Raw genomic sequence first — 19418 nt, 5'->3', positions numbered from 1 at the left:
CCGGACCGCCGGAACGGAACCCGGATGGTGAAACCCCCCTCGGTTACACAGAGTAACAATATTCCGGGCCAGAGGCCAGAGTCAAGACGGCGTGTCACATCCGATACCATGTCAAGCGGTCCGAACGTCCTTTAAAGACCTGTCCCGAGAGGCAGGAAAGGAGGAACGGTAGCGATGAGCCCTGCCCCGGTACCCGTACCGCGCACAGTGCTGGATGCTTCCGACATTTCCCGGGCACTGACCCGGATCGCGCACGAGATCCTCGAGCGCAACCGGGGTGCCGACCCCGTCGTACTCCTCGGCATTCCCACCCGCGGGGTGGGACTGGCCGCCCGCATCTCCGAGCGGATCGCGGCCGTCGAAGGGCAGAGCGTGCCCACAGGGTCACTCGATGTGACGATGTACCGCGACGACATCGGGCTGAAACCGGCCCGCGCCCTCGAGCACACCGACATCCCGCCGGGCGGGATCGACGGCAAGGTCGTGGTCCTGGTGGACGACGTGCTGTTCTCCGGCCGCACCATCCGCGCCGCGCTCGACGCGATCGGCGACATCGGTCGGCCGAAGGCGGTCCAGCTGGCGGTCCTGGTCGACCGCGGCCACCGCGAACTGCCGATCCGCGCCGACTACGTCGGCAAGAACCTGCCCACCTCACTGCTCGAGCGGGTCACCGTGCACCTGACCGAGTACGACGGTGCCGACGCCGTACTGATCGCCGACAAGACGGGAGCGACGGTCTGATGCGCCATCTGTTGAGTGCCGGCGACCTGAGCCAGGACGAGGCCACTCTGATCCTGGACACCGCCGAAGAGATGCGGTCGCTGGCCGACCGCCCGATCAAGAAGCTGCCGGCCCTGCGCGGCCGGACCGTGGTGAACCTGTTCTTCGAGGACTCCACCCGGACCCGGATCTCGTTCGAGGCGGCGGCCAAGCGGCTGTCGGCGGATGTGATCAACTTCTCCGCCAAGGGCTCTAGTGTGAGCAAGGGCGAGAGCCTGAAGGACACCGCGCTGACCCTGCAGGCGATGGGCGCCGACGGTGTCGTCTGCCGGCACGGCTCATCCGGTGCGCCGCACCTGCTGGCCACCTCCGGCTGGATGACCGGTGCGGTCGTGAACGCCGGTGACGGTACCCACGAGCACCCGACGCAGGCCCTGCTGGACGCCTTCACCATGCGCCGCCACCTCGGCTCGCTGGACGGCCGCCGGATCACGATCGTCGGCGACGTCCTGCACTCCCGGGTCGCACGGTCCAACGTGCTGCTGCTCTCCACGCTCGGCGCCGAGGTCACGGTGGTCGCTCCGCCGACCCTGCTGCCGGTCGACATGTCGCGCTGGCCCTGTACGACGTCGTACGACTTCGACTCGGTGCTGCCCAAGAGCGACGCGGTGATGATGCTGCGCGTCCAGCGCGAGCGGATGGGCGACGCGTACTTCCCGAGTGCGCGCGAGTACACCCGCCGCTACGGCCTCGACGTGCACCGGATGGCGCAACTGTCCGACGAGGCGATCGTGCTGCACCCCGGCCCGATGAACCGCGGCATGGAGATCAGCGCCGAGGTCGCCGACTCGACCCGCTCGGTGATCGTCGAACAGGTCACCAACGGCGTGGCCATCCGGATGGCCGTCCTGTATCTGCTGTTGTCAGGTAGCAACGAAACGAACGAGGAGCAGACCGCATGACCGCGTACTTGATCACCGGAGCCAAGATCGTCGGCGGTGAGGTGGCGGATCTGCTGATCGACAACGGGGAGATCGTTGCCGTCGGCACCGGCCTCACGGCGGCGGGCCGCGGCGGAGCCGGCGACGGATCGGGCGGAGCGGCAACCGGCGGGCCGGCCGACGTGACGACCATCGACGCGACCGGCTTGATCGCGCTTCCCGGGCTCGTCGACCTGCACACCCACTTGCGTGAGCCGGGTCGCGAGGACGCGGAGACGGTTCTCACTGGGACCAGGGCCGCCGCGCTTGGCGGGTTCACGGCGGTGTTCGCGATGGCCAACACCGACCCGGTCGCCGACACGGCCGGTGTCGTCGAGCAGGTCTGGCGGCTCGGGCGCGAGGCCGGGTACGCCGACGTGTTCCCGATCGGCGCGGTCACGGTCGGCCGCCAGGGCACGCAGCTGGCCGAGCTCGGCGCGATGGCGGACTCGGCGGCCCGGGTGCGGGTCTTCTCCGACGACGGCGACTGTGTCTGGGACGCGGCGCTGATGCGGCGCGCGCTCGAGTACGTGAAGGCCTTCGGCGGCACGATCGCGCAGCACGCGCAGGAGCCGCGGCTGACCAAGGGCGCGCAGATGAACGAGGGAGCGCTCTCCGGCGTTCTCGGACTGACCGGCTGGCCGAGTGTCGCCGAAGAGGCGATCATCGCCCGCGACATCCTGCTCAACCACCACGTCGGCTCCAAGCTGCACATCTGCCACCTGTCCACGAAGGGTTCGGTCGACATCGTCCGGGCCGCGAAGAAGCGCGGGCTGGAGGTGACGGCCGAGGTCACGCCGCACCACCTGCTGCTGACCGAGGACCTGGCCAGCTCCTACAACCCGGTCTTCAAGGTGAACCCGCCGCTGCGGACCAAGGAGGATGTCGAGGCGGTCCGCGAGGGCCTGGCCGACGGCACCATCGACATCGTCGCCACCGACCACGCGCCGCACCCGGTCGAGGACAAGGACTGCGAGTGGAGTGCGGCCGCGTTCGGGATGCTCGGCCTGGAGACCGCTCTCTCGGTCGTTCAGCACGCGATGGTCGACACCAAGTTGCTGACCTGGGCCGACGTCGCCGACCGGATGAGCTACCGCCCGGCCGCGATCGGCCAGATCAGCGACCACGGTCAGCCGCTGGTGGCCGGTGCCCCGGCGAACGTCGTACTGGTCGATCCGGCCGCGCAGCGCGTGATCGTCTCGGCGGAGTCCGCGTCGCTGTCGCGGAACACGCCGTTCGACGGGATGACGCTGCCAGGCAAGGTCGTCGCGACCTTCCTGCGCGGCGAGCCCACCGTCCTGGACGGCAAGGCCGCCAAGTGAAGGCTTTCCTAGGCATTACCGGCACGCTCGTGGTGATCGCCGCGGCGTACTACGGCATGTTCCGGGGCTGGCGCAATCGCCAGGCCCGGCAGTCCGCGCTGGCACCGCTGCCCGAGGTGCCGGCCGACACGACCCGCGGGGTGGAGGGCGTGTACGTCGCCACCACCTCCGCCGGCGACTGGATGGACCGGATCGCCGTGCACGAACTGGGCGTCCGCAGTACCGCGGACCTGGCCGTCAGTGAGGCCGGCCTGATCTTCCACCGGCAGGGAGCGGCGGATGTCTTCATCCCCGCGGACCATCTGACCGGCGTCCGGACCGACCGTGGCATCGCCGGCAAGGTGACCGCGGAGAAGTCCGGCCTGGTGGTGGTCACCTGGAGCCACGACGGGCGGGAGCTGGACACCGGCTTCCGGCCCCGTCGCAAGGCCGACACGGAACCCCTGACCGCATCCATCGCAACATTGATCGGAGCCGAGCAATCATGAGCCAGCCCGCACTCCTGGTCCTTGAGGACGGCCGGTCGTTCGCCGGTACGTCGTACGGGGCCACCGGCGAGACCTTCGGCGAGGCGGTGTTCACCACCGGGATGACCGGCTACCAGGAGACGCTGACCGACCCGTCGTACCACCGTCAGATCGTCACCCAGACGGCGCCGCACATCGGCAACACCGGGATCAACGACGAGGACGACGAGTCGCAGAAGATCTGGGTCTCCGGGTACGTCGTCCGCGACCCTGCCCGCGTCCCGTCGAACTGGCGCGCGACCCGTTCGCTCGACGACCAGCTGAAGTCGCAGGGCATCGTCGGGATCTCGGGGATCGACACCCGCGCCCTGACGCGGCACCTGCGCGAACGTGGCGCGATGCGCGCCGGGATCTCGACCGACGTCCTCGACCCGGCCGAGTTGCTGGCGAAGGTGCTCGAGCAGCCCGCGATGGCCGGCTCCGATCTGGCCTCGGAGGTGACGGCCGCAGAGGCGTACGTCGTCCCGGCCGAGGGGGAGAAGCGGTTCACCGTGGTCGCCCTCGACCTCGGGATCAAGGCGATGACGCCGAAGCGGATGGCCGAGCGCGGTATCGAGGTACACGTGCTGCCCGCCACCGCAACGCTCGCGGAGGTGCTGGCGGTGAACCCGGACGGCATCTTCATGAGCAACGGCCCGGGCGACCCGGAGACCACCGAGCACCCGACCACGCTGCTGAAGGAACTGCTCCAGCGCGGCAAGCCGTACTTCGGGATCTGCTTCGGCAACCAGGTGTTCGGGCGGGCGCTCGGACTGGGGACCTTCAAGCTCAAGTACGGGCATCGGGGGATCAACCAGCCGGTGCTGGACCGGGCTACCGGCAAGGTCGAGATCACGGCGCAGAACCATGGGTTCGCCGTCGACGCGCCACTCGATTCGGTGGTGGAGACACCGTACGGAACGGCTGAGGTCTCGCATGTCTCGCTCAACGACAACGTGGTCGAGGGGCTGAAACTGACTGGCCGGGACGGGAAGCTCCTGGCGTTCTCGGTGCAGTACCACCCGGAAGCGGCCGCCGGCCCGCACGATTCGGCGTACTTGTTCGACAGGTTTGTTGAGCTGATGGAGGGGCGGGCCTGATGCCACGTCGTACAGATATCGAGTCGGTCCTCGTCATCGGCTCCGGCCCGATCGTGATCGGTCAGGCCTGCGAGTTCGACTACTCCGGTACGCAGGCCTGCCGGGTGTTGCGCGAGGAGGGTTTCCGGGTCGTCCTGGTCAACTCCAACCCGGCCACGATCATGACGGACCCGGAGTTCGCCGACGCCACCTACGTCGAGCCGATCACCCCCGAGTACGTCGAGAAGGTCATCGAGAAGGAACGTCCGAACGCGCTGCTCGCGACGCTCGGCGGCCAGACCGCTCTGAACGCAGCAATCGCTCTCCACGACTCCGGCGTACTGGAGAAGTACGGCGTCGAGCTGATCGGCGCGTCGGTCGACGCGATCCAGCGCGGTGAGAACCGCGAGTCGTTCAAGCAGATCGTCGAGGGTCTCGGCGCCGAGGTCGCACGGTCGGTCATCTGCCACACCATCGAGGATGTTCTCGGTGCGGCCGCGAAGCTGGGCTACCCGCTGGTGGTGCGGCCGTCGTTCACGATGGGCGGCGTCGGCTCCGGGATGGCGTACGACGAGGCCGATCTGACCCGGATCGCGGGGGCCGGACTGCACGCTTCGCCGACCACCGAGGTGCTGATCGAGGAATCGATCCTCGGGTGGAAGGAATACGAGCTGGAGGTGATGCGCGACAAGGCCGACAACGTCGTGATCATCTGCTCGATCGAGAACGTCGACCCGATGGGCGTGCACACCGGCGACTCGGTCACGGTCGCACCGGCGATGACGCTGACCGACCGCGAGTACCAGATCATGCGGGACCTCTCGATCGGCATCATCCGCGAGGTCGGCGTCGACACCGGCGGCTGCAACATCCAGTTCGCGGTGAACCCGGTCGACGGCCGGCTGATCGTGATCGAGATGAACCCGCGGGTGTCCCGCTCGTCCGCGCTGGCGTCGAAGGCGACCGGCTTCCCGATCGCGAAGATCGCGGCGAAGGTTGCCATCGGCTACACGCTCGACGAGATCCCGAACGACATCACCAAGCAGACCCCGGCCAGCTTCGAGCCGGTGCTCGACTACGTCGTGGTGAAGGTGCCGCGGTTCGCGTTCGAGAAGTTCCCGGCCGCGGACGCCACGCTGACCACGCACATGAAGAGCGTCGGCGAGGCGATGGCGATCGGCCGCAACTACACCGAGGCGCTGCAGAAGGCGCTGCGGTCGCTGGAGAAGCCGGAGGCCCGGTTCTCCTGGGCCGGTGAGCCGTCGACCGATCTGGAGTCGTTGCTGGAGGCAATCAAGACGCCGCAGGACGGGCGGCTGCGGATCATCATGGACGCGATCCGCGCCGGTGCGACGCCGGAGCAGATCTTCGATGCGACGAAGATCGATCCGTGGTTCGTGGACCAGCTGTATCTGATCCACGAGACCGCTCTCCAGGTTGCTGCGGCGCCGCGGCTGACGCCGGAGGTGCTGCGGTTGGCCAAGCGGCACGGGTTCTCGGATCTGCAGCTGGCCGAGATCCGCTCGCTGACCGAGGACGTGGTTCGCGGGGTCCGCCAGGCGCTCGGGATCCGGCCGGTCTACAAGACCGTCGACACGTGCGCGGCCGAGTTCGCGGCCGAGACGCCGTACCACTACTCGTCGTACGACGAGGAGAGCGAAGTCGCGACCCGCACCGAGCCCGCCGTACTGATCCTCGGCTCGGGGCCGAACCGGATCGGGCAGGGCATCGAGTTCGACTACTCGTGTGTGCACGCGTCGATGGCACTGCGCGACGCCGGCTATTGCACGATCATGGTCAACTGCAACCCGGAGACGGTCTCGACCGACTACGACACCTCCGACCGGCTCTACTTCGAGCCGCTCACCTGCGAGGACGTCCTCGAGATCGTGTACGCCGAGATGCAGGCCGGCCCGGTGGCCGGAGTGATCGTGCAGCTCGGCGGCCAGACCCCGCTCGGACTGGCGCAGCGGCTCGCGGATGCCGGCGTACCGATCGTCGGGACGTCACCGACCGCGATCCACCTCGCCGAGGAGCGGGGTGCGTTCGGCAAGGTGCTCGCGGACGCGGGGTTGCCCGCTCCGAAGCACGGGACAGCGCTCTCTCCGTCGGAAGCTCATGGGGTTGCCGAGGAGATCGGGTTCCCGGTGCTGGTGCGGCCGTCGTACGTGCTCGGTGGTCGCGGGATGGAGATCGTCTACAGCGCCGACGAGTTGTCGGCCGCGCTGGAGCGGCTGGGCGGCGGCGAGGCGTTCGAGCACCCGGTGCTGATCGACCGCTTCCTGGACGACGCGGTCGAGATCGATGTCGACGGGCTGTTCGACGGTGATGAGCTGTTCCTCGGTGGCGTGATGGAGCACATCGAGGAGGCCGGGGTGCACTCGGGCGACTCGTCGTGTGCGCTGCCGCCGATCACGCTCGGGAATGCCGACATCGAGAAGATCCGGCAGTCGACCGAGGCGATCGCGCGCGGCGTCGGCGTACGGGGTCTGCTGAACGTGCAGTACGCGCTTGCCGGTGATGTTCTCTACGTGCTCGAGGCGAACCCGCGGGCGTCGCGGACGGTGCCGTTCGTGTCGAAGGCGACGGCGACTCCGTTGGCCAAGGCCGCGGCCCGGGTGATGCTCGGGGCTTCGATCGCTTCGTTGCGTGCGGAGGGAATGCTGCCGGCCGTTGGCGATGGCGGGACGCTGCCGCCGACCGCGCCGATCGCGGTCAAGGAAGCCGTGATGCCGTTCAACCGGTTCCGGACTGTCGACGGGCGGTCCGTGGACACGGTGCTCGGGCCGGAGATGCGGTCGACCGGCGAGGTGATGGGCTTCGACGACACCTTCGGGATCGCGTTCGCGAAGTCGCAAGCCGGGGCGTCGCAGCCGCTGCCTGGGTCGGGCAAGGTGTTCGTGTCGGTGGCGAACCGGGACAAGCGGCACATGATCTTCCCGGTCAAGCGGCTGGCGGATCTGGGCTTCCAGATTTATGCGACCGAAGGTACGGCGGATGTGCTGCGGCGCAACGGGGTCGAGGCGGTGACTGTTCGCAAGAGCAGCCAGGGTCCGGGCCCGAACGGCGAGCCGACGATCGTGCAGATGGTCCAGGACGGTGAGCTCAACCTGATCGTCAACACGCCGATCGGGATCACGCAGGGTGGATCGCCGCGACTGGACGGGTACGAGATCCGGTCGGCGGCTGTTGCGCGGAACATCCCTTGTATTACGACGGTTCAGGGACTGGCGGCCGCCGTACAGGGGATCGAGGCGCAGCAGAGCGGCGGGATCGGCGTGCGGTCCTTGCAGGACTGGGTGCCGAGGATCCTCGGTGTATAGGCGGTTCGTCCGGCCTGTTTTGTACCGGCTGGGCAAAGGTGACGCGGAGATCGCGCACGAGCAGACGCTGCACGGGTTGCGTCGGCTCGGGCGCGTTCCCGGCGCAGTGAGCGCTCTCTCGCGTTCTTACGGCGCGATCCCGGCGGGTGCGGCACGGACGGTCTTCGGGATCCGTTTCCCGGGCCCGGTCGGGTTGGCCGCGGGGATGGACAAGAACGGGATCGCGTTGCCGGCTTGGCGAGCGCTCGGCTTCGGCTTCGTCGAGGTCGGTACGGTGACCGCGCAACCGCAGCCGGGGAACGAGAAACCGCGGCTGTTCCGGCTCGTCGAGGACGAGGCCGTGATCAACCGGATGGGCTTCAACAACCTGGGTTCGGCCGCCCTGGCCGAGCGGTTGGAGGGGTACGGACCGCTCGGGTATCCGCTCGGCGTCTCGATCGGCAAGTCGAAGGTCACACCGCTCGACAAAGCCGTCGACGACTACGTGATCTCGCTGCGGAGGCTCTACCAGTACGGCGACTACTTCGCCGTCAACGTCTCGTCGCCGAACACGCCGGGCTTGCGCTCTCTCCAGGACGCAGGCCAACTCCGCGAACTTCTCACCGCCCTGCACATGGAAGCTTCTGCCCTGGCTGAAGCAGGAGGAGGCAGCGGTGGCCAGCCGAGTGCCAAGCCGATCCTGGTGAAGATTGCGCCCGACCTCACCCCCTCCGCCATCGACGAACTCCTCGGCGTCTGCACCGACGTCGGAGTCGCCGGGATCATCGCCACGAACACCACGATCGGCCGGGCGGGTGTGGAGAACCATCCGCTCGCATCCGAGGCCGGTGGGTTGTCTGGGCGACCTTTGACTGAGATCGCGGCCAAGACGGTTGCGCACATTCATGCGGAGACCGGGGGAGCGCTCCCCGTGATCGGGGTTGGCGGGATCCTCGACCCGGACGACGCGGTACGGCTGCTGGATTCCGGGGCCAGCCTGGTGCAGGTCTACTCCGGTCTGATCTATCGCGGGCCCGGTCTGATCCGGAGCATCAACAGGAGGCTGACATGAAGCACGAACCCTTTGGCACCCGACTTCGGGCTGTCATGGAAGCGCGTGGTCCGTTGTGTGTCGGCATCGACCCGCACCAGCATCTGCTGGACCAGTGGGGCCTGCCAGACACGGCTGAGGGCCTGGCGTCCTTCACCTACACGGTGGTCGACGCACTGGCCGACCGCGTTGGTGTGTTCAAGCCGCAGTCCGCGTTCTTCGAGCGGTTCGGGTCGGCGGGCGTCGCCGTACTGGAGCAGGCCACGGTCCGGCTGCGGGAAGCCGGTGCGCTGGTGATCATCGACGCGAAACGCGGTGACATCGGTACGACGATGGCCGGCTACGCGTCGGCGTACCTGTCGGAGAAAGGGCCGCTGGCGTGTGATGCGCTGACGGTCAGCCCGTACCTCGGGTTCGGCTCACTGCAGCCGGCGATCGACGAGGCGCGGACCGCTGGCGCCGGACTGTTCGTGCTGGCGCTCACCTCCAACCCGGAGGGACCGCAGTTCCAGTCCGCGCGGACAGTGGACGGCCCGACGGTCGCGGGCGCCGTACTGGATGGGTTGCGTGCGCTCAACGACGCGGACGGCGCTGAGTTCGGATCGTTCGGTGCGGTCGTCGGTGCGACGATCTCGCGGACCGACGAGGACCTGGACATCCGCGGCCCGCTGCTGGCCCCGGGACTCGGGGCGCAGGGCGGAACCGCCGAGGCGCTGCGGGCCGTGTTCGGCGAGGCGGCGGCACGGAACGTCGTACCGTCCAGTTCTCGCGAGATCCTCGGCGCCGGGCCGGCCGCGGCCGGTCTGCAGGACGCGGCCGATCGGGCGAACGACGCGTACCGAACGGCCCTCGGCTACTGACAACCACCCGGAATTACCGGTAGAATATGAATCGGTAAATGGCGTGGAGGAATTCCGCGCCATTTTCTGATTTCTGTTGAATTCTCCGTTGCCGGTATGCGATCTTCGTCGGCATGGGAATTTCGGGGATCGAGTTGTGCCGGCGGTTCTACGCCGAGGTGGTGGGTCCGCAGTTGACCGTTCCGCACAGTGCGGCGCTGATCGGGCGGGGTTCGGAGGTACTCGGGTTCGACGACGCGATGTCGGCGGACCACAACTGCGAGGCCCGGGTTGTGCTGTTCGTCGGGGACCCGTCGTGGACGCCGCCCGAGGTACCGGGGGAGTTTCTCGGGCGGACGACGCTGCTCGAGGTGCACACGGTGAGCGGATTCTTCACCGAGCAACTCGGGTTCGATCCGTCGGCCGGGCTGCGGGTCGAGGACTGGTTCACCCTGCCGGAGCAGACGTTGCGGATGCTCACCGCCGGGGAGGTCTTCCACGACGACCTCGGTTTGCAGGCCGTGCGGGACCGGTTGACGTATTACCCGGATGACGTCTGGCACTATTTGCTGATTTCGGCCTGGTGGCGCGTTCATCCCGAGCTGAATCTGGCCGGCCGCGCCGGTTATGTCGGTGACGAACTCGGATCGGCATTGATCGGCGCACAGCTCGTCGAGGACCTGATGCGGCTGTGTTTCCTGATGGAGCGCCAGTACGCGCCGTACTCGAAATGGTTCGGTGCGGCGTTCGCCCGGCTCACCTGCGGTCCCGAACTGGAACCGATCCTGCACGCCGTCCTCCGCGCCGACGGCTGGCAGGACCGCGAGAAGGCGCTGATGGCCGCCTACGAGGCGGTCGCCGGAGTGCACAACCGGCTCGGCATCACCGCACCGGTCGAGCTCGGCATCGAGCAGATGTGGGGTCGCCCGTTCAAAGTCGTCTGGGGCGATTTCCCCGGCGCCCTGTCCGCCACGATCACCGACCCAACCGTCCGCGCCATCGCCGACCGCTGGCCCGTCGGCGGCATCGACCGCCTCCGCACCGTCCTCTGGAAACCCGCCGACCGCCCCACCATCGCCACCTTCCTCCCCTGACCAGCCCCACGGGGCGACCCCCCATCTGAGCGGTTATCCCTTCAGTTGGGGGGTTGCCCGTCGAGAATCTGAGTGGGCAACCCCCCAACTCGACGGGCAACCCGGCGCGTGGGCACGGTGGGCTACGGGGTGTAGAGGGTGGTGAGGAGGTCTACTGCGGCTTGGGTGGCGGGGTGGGGGTCGTGGCGGTGCCAGATGAGGTGGACGTCGACCGGGGGAGCGTCGCGGAGGCGACGGTAGGTGACGCCGTCGCGCCGGTACTGCGTGGTGGTCGCCTGCGCAGTGACGCCGACACACCGGCCGGACGCGATGGCGGTGAGCCAGTCGTCCACATCCTGGTTGAACTCGGTCCGCGGCCTAGCGTCCGCCGGCCACAGGTCGATCGTCGTGCTGCCGGTACGGCGATCAATGCTCAGCACGCGGTCCCGCAGCTCCGCGAGGGTGACCGTGCGCTTGCGAACCAGCGGGTCGTCGGCGGGCAGAGCGGCGTACCGGTCCTCCTGCGCGATCGTGATGTGCGCGAACCGCCGCAGATCAAGCTGCGTCCGGACCACTGCGAGATCGCACAACCCCTCAGCCAGACCACCGGTCGTCGTGTTCGTGCGCACGAGCTGCAGTTCGATGCCGGGATGCTCCGCGGCCCACCGCCGCTGGAACTCAGCCGTATGCCGCCCCAACGCCGACCATGCATGCCCCAGGCGCAACCGCGTATGCCCACTGGTCGCCTCCCGCACCAGCTCCTCGACATCAGCCAGCACCTGCCGAGCCCGCGCCAACACCCGAACCCCCGCACTGGTCGGCGTCACCGACCGACTAGTCCGGTGCAACAGCCGCACTCCCAGCCGCCCCTCCAACGCCAGCACGTTCCGAGACACCGCCGCTTGGCTGACCCCCAGCTCGATCCCCGCATCCGTAAACGTCCCCGTCTCCGCCACAGCCACCAAACACCGCAACTGCCGAAGCTCCACATCCATAACCCCAGCGTATAGATCGCCGCATCGATGCATTTTGCCCAGCCACCCACCAAGCGCACGCTGCCCCCATGAGCACCCCGCCCGCTCCCACCCCCACGGCTGCCTCGGCGCTGGGCGCCTCCGCCGCCATCCACCCATGCGCCCCAGGCCCGGGTGCCCTAGGCGACGCCCGCCTGCCCGCCCCGGCGCCGGGCCCGGCAGCCGGCGCCCCGGGTGCCTCAGCCGTCGAGGCGGGGCTGGCGATCGCACCCTCTCCCCGCGACAACCACACCGGCGATCGGAGGTTGGGTGGGGTGCTTCTGATGGTGGCCAGCGGACTCTCCAGTCAGGTGGGTGCGTCCGTCGCTGCCCAGGCGTTTCCTGTCATCGGACCGGTTGGTGTGGTGGCGGTTCGGCAGTGGATGGCGGCTGTGGTGCTGTTCGCGATCGGGCGACCACGCCTCCACAAACTGACCGCACGCCAGTGGCGACCAGTGCTAGGGCTAGCCCTCGTGTTCGCGGTGATGAACGTTTCGCTCTACACAGCAATCGACCGCGTAGGACTCGGCCTAGCCGTCACACTCGAGTTCCTCGGCCCACTGGCCGTCGCGCTACTCGGCTCACGGCGGCTGATCGACCTGATCTGCGCTCTCGCCGCAGCACCCGCCGTACTGGTACTCACACGTCCACAAGCAACCACCGACTACTTGGGTGTAGCGGCCGGACTACTCGCCGCAGCCTGCTGGGCGTCCTACATCCTCCTCAACCGCACAGTCGGCCGCGAACTACCCGGAGCGACCGGAGCAGCAGCCGCCGCGACGGTCTCCGGAATCGCCTACATCCCGGTCGGAATCGTCGTACTGCATCACCACCCGCCATCCACCGCGGCCATCGCCTACGCGTTAACCGCCGGCGTCCTGTCCTCGGCCGTCCCGTTCCTGCTCGACCTGCTCGCACTGCGCCGAGTACCCGCCCAGTTCTTCGGGGTGTTCATGAGCATCAACCCGGTGCTCGCGGCGCTCGTCGGGTACGTCGTCCTGCGGCAGCACCTCGCCGTACCGGACTGGGTCGCCATCGGCGTCATCGTCGCCGCGAACTGTGTCGCCGTGGAAGCAGGCCGACGCGCCACATCACGGACCGGTTCCAGTCGCGGGGTGCGAGGTTCTTCACGGCGTGCCGGACAGACCAGATGACCCTGTGGTTCGGGAGGGTGTCGGTGACGGGGAACGATGGGTTGCCCGCGGTGGAAAGTAAGGATTGCGATGCGGAAGCTGGGAGCCCTGGCGGCGGCGGTGACGATGAGTGCTGCCGCCCTGACGGCCTGTTCGGGTGGCGACTACTGCGGCGAGCTGAAGGCCTACGCGACGTCGGCGAAGAACCTCGACGCCAAGAACACCGAGCAGGTCGGCAAGGCGCTCAAGGACGCCGAGAAGGTCTCGAAGTCGGCGCCGTCGGAGCTGAAGGACGACTGGGCGACGCTGATCTCGTACGCCAAGAAGGCGCAGGACGCCAAGGGCGACACCACCAAGCTCGCCGAGCTCGGCAAGTCCGAAGGCGCGAAGATGGGCGAGGCCTCCGGCGCGATCGCCAAGCACGCCAAGGACACCTGCAAGATCGACCTCGAGAACCCGTGATCGAGTGGCCGGCCCGCCGCCTCGCGGCGGGCCGGTCTCGGAAAGTATCCGTTTCGGATCGTTTGATGACGGCCGGTAGCGTACTGACATGCGAACCATCGCCGCAGCCGTGACGCTGCTCGCAACGACCGCCCTGCTGACCTCGTGCACCGAGGAGCAGGCCTACTGCGTGGATCTGGCCGGCTACGCCGCCAACGCCACCGGGGTCGACCCGACGAAGCCCGCCGAGTACGTGAAGATCCTGGACGACGCGAAGAAGCTCCAGGAGTCCGCGCCGGCCGCCGTGAAGGACGACTGGGCGGTTGTCGTGAAGTTCGCCGAGCAGGCCCAGAAGGCGGGTTCGGACCGCGTCGAGCTGGCCCGGCTGAGCAAGCAGACCGGCACCGTGCTGACGGCGTACAAGGCGATCACCACGCATGCGAAGGACGCCTGCAAGGTCGACGTCCCGTCGCTGAACTGAGGGCTTGCCCCGACAGGGTCCTGCGGGTGGCCGGAGCCGTGTTAGGTTCCCTTGCGAAGCCATACAACGGGACAGGTGAAACGGTGCCACTTCCTTCTTTGACCCCGGAGCAGCGAGCGGCGGCTCTGGACAAGGCCGCGGCGGCGCGGCGCGAGCGAGCCGAGATCAAGAACCGGATCCGGCACTCGGGAGCGTCTCCGACGGAGGTGCTCCACGAGGGGCAGACCAACGACGTGATCGGCAAGATGCGGGTCAGCGCCCTGCTGCAGTGCATCCCCGGCGTGGGCAAGGTGCGCGCCCAGCAGATCATGGAGCGGGCCGGAATCTCCGAGACGCGGCGGGTCCGCGGCCTCGGGTCCAACCAGATCGCCGCGCTGATGCGCGAATTCGCCGAGTGAGCCGCACCGAAACCCTGGCCGGCTCGTTGGACACTGGTGTGACGATGACCACGCACCCCGAGAACATGAGCCACGATCCAGAGACTCCGGTCCCCGATGCCGGTGGCCCGGCGCGGCTGACCGTGCTGGCCGGACCGACCGCGGTCGGCAAGGGCACGGTCGCGGCCGATATCCGCGAGCGGTTCCCCGACATCTGGATCTCGGTCTCGGCCACCACGCGCAAGCCGCGGCCGACCGAGGTGCACGGCGTGCACTACCTGTTCGTCTCCGACGCGGAGTTCGACCGGATGATCGCGGCCGGTGAGCTGCTGGAGTGGGCGGTCGTGCACAAGGCGGCCCGGTACGGGACGCCCAAGCAGCCGGTGCTGGACAAGCTGGCCGAGGGCCGCCCGGCGCTGCTGGAGATCGACCTGCAGGGTGCCCGGCAGGTGCGCGAGACGATGCCGGAGGCACATTTCGTGTTCCTGACCCCGCCGTCGTGGGACGAGCTGGTACGGCGCCTCGTCGGCCGCGGGACCGAAACGGCCGAGGAGCGCGAGCGCCGGCTGGAGACCGCGACCCTCGAACTGGCCGCCGAGAAGGAGTTCGACGTGACGATCGTGAACGCCTCGGTTCGGGAGGCGGCCGATCAGTTGGTAAAGTTGATCCGATCACCCCATATCTCTGGAAAGAGCTGAACTTGTCTGGCAACCAGCCTGTCGCCATCGGTATCACCTCTCCGCCGATCGACGACCTGCTCACCCACACTGATTCCAAGTACAAGCTCGTGCTGTACTCGGCCAAGCGTGCGCGGCAGATCAACGCCTACTACTCCCAGCTCGGCGAGGGCCTGCTGGAGTACGTCGGTCCGCTGGTCGAGACCCACGTCCAGGAGAAGCCGCTCTCGATCGCGATGCGCGAGATCAACGAGGGCGTCCTGACCTGCACGGACATCGACCCCGAGGCCGAGGCGGAAGCCGCGGCCGCGGAGAAGACCGCCTAACAACCCCGCGATGACCACCGGTGATCGGCGCCTCAGGGTGTCCGTGTCCGGTTCCACCCCCGGCGAGGCAACCGCCCCGGGGGTTTCGGGCGTTCCCGACCCGACCTCGACCACGGCTCGGAGGCTCCCGTGAGCGCTTCTTCCCCCTCATCACAGTCGCCTGCGACCAAGCCTCGGCCGAACGTTGTTCTCGGGGTCGGCGGCGGCATCGCGGCGTACAAGGTTTGTGATCTGCTGCGGCGGCTCACCGAGTCGGGGCACAGCGTGCGGGTGGTGCCGACCGCGGCGGCGCTGGAGTTCGTGGGTGCCGCGACCTGGGCGGCGTTGTCCGGTCAGCCCGTCACTTCGGATCCGTTCGACAACGTGCAGGAAGTGCCGCATGTGCGGATCGGCAAGGCGGCCGAGCTGGTCGTCGTCGCCCCCGCCACGGCCAACCTGATCGCCAAGGCCGCGCACGGCCTCGCCGACGACCTCCTCACCAACACCCTGCTGACGGCCCGCTGCCCGATCCTGTTCGCGGCCGCCATGCACACCGAGATGTGGGAACACCCCGCCACCCAAGCCAACGTGGCGACCCTGCGTTCGCGCGGGATCACCGTCCTGGAGCCCGCCGTCGGCCGACTGACCGGCACCGACACCGGCCGCGGTCGGTTGCCCGAGCCCTCGGAGATCTTCGCGATCAGCCAGCTGATGCTCGCCGACGAAGCGGCTCGCGCGGCCGGCCAGTCGGTCGCCGACCTGACCGGCAAGCACGTCCTAGTCAGCGCAGGCGGCACCCGCGAGCACCTCGACCCGGTCCGCTACCTCGGCAACTCCTCGTCGGGCAAGCAGGGCTACGCACTCGCCCGGATCGCGGCCGCCCGCGGCGCCAAGGTCACCCTGGTCGCGGCGAACTCCGAGCTCCCCGACCCAGCCGGCGTACAGGTCGTCCCGGTCACCAGCACCCGCGACCTGTACGACGAGATCACCGGCCGCGCCGCGGATGCGGACGCGATCGTGATGGCGGCCGCCCCGGCCGACTTCCGCCCGGCCGATGTCGCCGAGCACAAGATCAAGAAGACCGCCGACGGTTCGGTCCCGGCGGTCAATCTCGTGCAGAACCCGGACATTCTGCAGACCGTCTCGCACGACCGCCGCCGTACCGGTCAGGTGATCGTCGGCTTCGCCGCGGAGACCGGGGACGCGGAGCACTCGGTGCTCGACCTTGGCCGGGCCAAGCTTGAGCGCAAGGGCTGCGACCTGCTGGTCGTGAACGACGTCTCCGGTGGCAAGGTCTTCGGCAGCGACAACAACGAGGCCGTCATCCTGGATCGCTCGGGGAGCGCTCTCCCGGTTCCGTCCGGCAGCAAGGACGCCCTGGCCGGCGTGATCTGGAACCTGGTCGCCGCCCACTGGGAGTGAGGACAGTTCCTGACCGCTACTCGACCTAGGGTCGTGGTCATGGAGATCTCTTGGCAGGCGGTCGTGGCACGGCGGATGCGCCGGCATTACCTGACCGAACCCGCGGCGAGCCCGGTCGGCGCCGTACGGGCGATGTGTGGAGCGCATGCTCAGGTCCTCACGGCGGGGGAGACATCCGTGGCGCTGCGGGTCGAGGGCGCGACCCGCGAGACAGTCCAGAACGACGAAGGCCTGGTGAAGACCTTCGGCCCGCGCGGAACCGTGCACCTGCTCCCGCTCGAGGATCTGCCGATGTGGACGGGAGCGCTCTCCGCGTTGCTCGGAGGTCCGCCGCCGCCCGAGACCATGCGGATGACCGCGGATCAGAAGGCCGAGGTGATCGCGGCCATCGGGGAAGCGCTCTCTGACGCGGAGCTCACCGTCGACGAACTCTCGGACGAGGTGGTCCGCCGTACCGGTCCCTGGGCAGGCGACCTGGTGATGCCCGCGTTCCAGACCTGGTGGCCGCGCTGGCGGCAGGTCATTCCCGACGCGGCCAACGCGGGCGTGCTCTGTTACGGCGCGAACCGCGGCCGAGTCACGACGTACACGACTCCGCAGCGGCGTGGAGTTTTCGCGCCGATGGATCCGGAGAGAGCGCTCCCTGCGTTGCTGCACAGCTACCTGTACGCATACGGACCCGCGACCCCGCAGCAGTTCGCGCGCTGGATCAAGTCCACGGTCACCGTCGTCAGGCCGTACTTCGATGGCCTCCCGGAGACGGAGTTCGGCTTCGTGGCGCCGGGCGACGAGGAGTTCACCGACGAGCCGGTGGAGGGCGTGCACCTGCTGCCGTACTTCGATGCGTACGGCGTCGGCTGCTTCCCGCGTGAGCTCGTGTTCCCGGGGAAGGCGCTCGAGCGCGCTACGAACCGTGGTCAGGCCGGTAACTACCCGTTGTTGCTGATCGACGGTTCCGTGGCCGGGGTCTGGCACCAGAAGAAGAGCGGCCGCAACCTCCAGGTGACCGTCGAGCCGCTGGTCCGGCTGAACCGCCGGCAGCAGGCCGCGCTGGCCGCCGCGGTGGACCGCGTGGCGACAATTCAAAGCACTAAGGGTACCCTAACAGTGGGCGAGATCACGGTAGGCCCGCACGCCTGAGGATCGTTGGATTGTCTAGAATCTGGACAACGATCCCGGGATCCGGACGGAATCGGTGCGTCCCCGGGACTCTGCCCGGAAACGCTGGCATACTCGCCGAAGATGCATCGTCAACCGCCGGTGCATGGGGGGATCGCGTGGTCGTGGGGTCGGTCACGCGGCACAAAGAGGAATCCGAGGGAGAATTGTGGGCAGGCGCCTTTTCACGTCCGAGTCCGTGACCGAGGGTCACCCGGACAAGATCGCTGACCAGATCAGCGATTCCATTCTCGACGCGCTGCTGACGGCGGACCCGAAGAGCCGCGTGGCGGTCGAGACGCTCGTCACGACCGGCCTGGTCGTGGTGGCCGGTGAGGTCACCACCTCGGCGTACGTCGACATTCCCGGGATCGTGCGCAAGCGCATCCTGGAGATCGGGTACGACTCGTCGCTGAAGGGGTTCGACGGCGCGTCCTGTGGGGTGTCGATCGCGATCGGCAGCCAGTCGGCCGATATCGCGCAGGGCGTCGACACGGCGTACGAGACGCGTTCGGACGCGTCGAAGGACGAGCTGGACCTGCAGGGGGCAGGCGACCAGGGGCTCATGTTCGGCTACGCGTCCAACGAGACGCCGGAGCTGATGCCGCTGCCGATCACCATCGCGCACCGGCTGTCGGCGCGGCTGTCCGAGGTCCGCAAGGACGGCACGCTGGCCTACCTGCGCCCGGACGGCAAGACCCAGGTCACGGTCGAGTACGACGGTGACAAGGCGGTCCGGATCGACACCGTGGTCGTGTCCAGCCAGCACGCGGCGGACATCAATCTCGAGTCGATGCTGGCGCCGGACATCAAGAAGCACGTCGTCGACCCGGTGCTCGAGCAGTTCGACATCGACTCGGCCGACTACAAGTTGCTGGTCAACCCGACCGGCCGCTTCGAGATCGGCGGCCCGATGGGCGACGCCGGCCTGACCGGCCGCAAGATCATCATCGACACCTACGGCGGGATGGCGCGGCACGGCGGTGGCGCGTTCTCCGGCAAGGACCCGTCGAAGGTCGATCGGTCCGCGGCGTACGCGATGCGCTGGGTGGCCAAGAACATCGTCGCGGCCGGCCTGGCCGACCGCGTCGAGTGCCAGGTCGCCTACGCGATCGGCAAGGCCGCTCCGGTCGGTTTCTACGTCGACACGTTCGGGACCGAGAAGATCCCGGTCGCCCAGATCGCCGACGCCGTCGCCGAGGTCTTCGACCTGCGCCCGGCCGCGATCATCCGCGACCTCGACCTGCTCCGCCCGATCTACACCCAGACCGCCGCCAACGGCCACTTCGGCCGCACCGGCGCGGACTTCACCTGGGAGCGCACCGACCGCGTCGAGGCGCTGAAGGCCGCAGTCAACAAGTAAGCACGGCGTACTCCCGGCCCGGCTGCCCCCTCGGCGGCCGGGCCGTCGCCTTGTCCTGCGGACCTACAAGCCATCACAAATGGCCGCCGTCGCCGGCTCCCCGGGTGCGGCTCTTCGTGGACTGCAGTTGTGATGGCCCCTGGGTCCGCGGCGCGTTATCCACAGGCTGCGGGCCG

The 19418-nt window shown here is 68.4% G+C and carries 19 protein-coding genes; 18 read left to right on the top strand and 1 reads right to left on the bottom strand.

Annotation, left to right across the window (positions count from 1 at the left end; translation table 11 throughout):
- Positions 1-174: 174 nt before the first annotated feature.
- The 9 genes from pyrR (at position 175) to ABD231_RS05945 (ending at position 10893) form a co-directional block, all read left to right on the top strand.
- Positions 175-741, top strand: coding sequence for a bifunctional pyr operon transcriptional regulator/uracil phosphoribosyltransferase PyrR (gene pyrR, locus ABD231_RS05985; protein WP_344146234.1), 567 nt, complete (start codon positions 175-177; stop codon positions 739-741).
- Positions 741-1682 (top strand): aspartate carbamoyltransferase catalytic subunit, encoded by a 942-nt coding sequence (locus ABD231_RS05980; protein WP_344146231.1) that lies wholly within the window; start codon positions 741-743, stop codon positions 1680-1682. The genes pyrR and ABD231_RS05980 overlap by 1 nt, the downstream gene beginning before the upstream one ends.
- Positions 1679-3022, top strand: coding sequence for a dihydroorotase (locus ABD231_RS05975; RefSeq protein WP_344146228.1), 1344 nt, complete (start codon positions 1679-1681; stop codon positions 3020-3022). Before ABD231_RS05980 ends, ABD231_RS05975 begins: the two co-directional genes overlap by 4 nt.
- Positions 3019-3510 carry a PH-like domain-containing protein gene (locus ABD231_RS05970; protein ID WP_344146225.1) on the top strand — a complete coding sequence of 164 codons (492 nt, stop codon included), beginning with the start codon at positions 3019-3021 and terminating at the stop codon, positions 3508-3510. The genes ABD231_RS05975 and ABD231_RS05970 overlap by 4 nt, the downstream gene beginning before the upstream one ends.
- Entirely contained in the window at positions 3507-4628 is a 1122-nt protein-coding gene (gene carA, locus ABD231_RS05965) for a glutamine-hydrolyzing carbamoyl-phosphate synthase small subunit (protein ID WP_344146222.1), read from the top strand. The genes ABD231_RS05970 and carA overlap by 4 nt, the downstream gene beginning before the upstream one ends.
- Entirely contained in the window at positions 4628-7930 is a 3303-nt protein-coding gene (carB, locus tag ABD231_RS05960; protein ID WP_344146219.1) for a carbamoyl-phosphate synthase large subunit, read from the top strand. Before carA ends, carB begins: the two co-directional genes overlap by 1 nt.
- Complete coding sequence (locus tag ABD231_RS05955) at positions 7923-8981, top strand: quinone-dependent dihydroorotate dehydrogenase (RefSeq protein WP_344146216.1); 1059 nt, start codon at positions 7923-7925, stop codon at positions 8979-8981. Before carB ends, ABD231_RS05955 begins: the two co-directional genes overlap by 8 nt.
- The gene (pyrF, locus tag ABD231_RS05950) at positions 8978-9820 is read left to right on the top strand and encodes an orotidine-5'-phosphate decarboxylase (RefSeq protein ID WP_344146213.1); all 843 of its coding nucleotides are present in this window, start codon (positions 8978-8980) and stop codon (positions 9818-9820) included. Before ABD231_RS05955 ends, pyrF begins: the two co-directional genes overlap by 4 nt.
- A gap of 113 nt (positions 9821-9933) precedes the next feature.
- Positions 9934-10893, top strand: coding sequence for a DUF4037 domain-containing protein (locus ABD231_RS05945; RefSeq protein WP_344146210.1), 960 nt, complete (start codon positions 9934-9936; stop codon positions 10891-10893).
- A 122-nt stretch (positions 10894-11015) separates the two neighbouring features.
- Here ABD231_RS05945 and ABD231_RS05940 read toward each other — a convergent pair whose 3' ends face one another.
- Positions 11016-11867 (bottom strand): LysR family transcriptional regulator, encoded by an 852-nt coding sequence (locus ABD231_RS05940; protein WP_344146207.1) that lies wholly within the window; start codon positions 11865-11867, stop codon positions 11016-11018.
- A 68-nt stretch (positions 11868-11935) separates the two neighbouring features.
- On the opposite strand from ABD231_RS05940, the gene ABD231_RS05935 reads away from it, so the two are divergent.
- From ABD231_RS05935 to metK, 9 genes are all read left to right on the top strand, one after another.
- Positions 11936-13039, top strand: coding sequence for an EamA family transporter (locus ABD231_RS05935; protein WP_344146204.1), 1104 nt, complete (start codon positions 11936-11938; stop codon positions 13037-13039).
- Positions 13040-13108: 69 nt separating this feature from the next.
- On the top strand, positions 13109-13480 hold the full coding sequence (locus ABD231_RS05930) for a hypothetical protein (RefSeq protein WP_344146201.1): 372 nt from the start codon (positions 13109-13111) through the stop codon (positions 13478-13480).
- A gap of 88 nt (positions 13481-13568) precedes the next feature.
- Positions 13569-13940 carry a hypothetical protein gene (locus ABD231_RS05925; RefSeq protein WP_344146198.1) on the top strand — a complete coding sequence of 124 codons (372 nt, stop codon included), beginning with the start codon at positions 13569-13571 and terminating at the stop codon, positions 13938-13940.
- Positions 13941-14023: 83 nt separating this feature from the next.
- Positions 14024-14338, top strand: a complete 315-nt coding sequence (gene mihF / locus ABD231_RS05920) for an integration host factor, actinobacterial type (protein ID WP_171678710.1) — start codon at positions 14024-14026, stop codon at positions 14336-14338.
- 65 nt (positions 14339-14403) lie between these two features.
- The gene (gene gmk / locus ABD231_RS05915) at positions 14404-15015 is read left to right on the top strand and encodes a guanylate kinase (RefSeq protein WP_344146750.1); all 612 of its coding nucleotides are present in this window, start codon (positions 14404-14406) and stop codon (positions 15013-15015) included.
- A 2-nt stretch (positions 15016-15017) separates the two neighbouring features.
- Entirely contained in the window at positions 15018-15320 is a 303-nt protein-coding gene (rpoZ, locus tag ABD231_RS05910) for a DNA-directed RNA polymerase subunit omega (protein WP_132166639.1), read from the top strand.
- A 129-nt stretch (positions 15321-15449) separates the two neighbouring features.
- Positions 15450-16721, top strand: a complete 1272-nt coding sequence (gene coaBC, locus ABD231_RS05905; RefSeq protein ID WP_344146193.1) for a bifunctional phosphopantothenoylcysteine decarboxylase/phosphopantothenate--cysteine ligase CoaBC — start codon at positions 15450-15452, stop codon at positions 16719-16721.
- A gap of 39 nt (positions 16722-16760) precedes the next feature.
- A complete protein-coding gene (locus ABD231_RS05900; protein ID WP_344146190.1) occupies positions 16761-17861 on the top strand; it encodes a winged helix DNA-binding domain-containing protein in 1101 nt (366 codons plus the stop codon).
- A 187-nt stretch (positions 17862-18048) separates the two neighbouring features.
- On the top strand, positions 18049-19242 hold the full coding sequence (gene metK, locus ABD231_RS05895) for a methionine adenosyltransferase (protein ID WP_344146187.1): 1194 nt from the start codon (positions 18049-18051) through the stop codon (positions 19240-19242).
- Positions 19243-19418 lie beyond the last annotated feature (176 nt).

This window comes from Kribbella yunnanensis (assembly GCF_039529655.1).
In the GTDB taxonomy this organism is placed as follows: Bacteria; Actinomycetota; Actinomycetes; order Propionibacteriales; family Kribbellaceae; genus Kribbella; species Kribbella yunnanensis.
The sequence above is the reverse complement of the archived record's forward strand: the minus strand, read 5'-3'. Positions and strand labels throughout refer to the sequence as shown.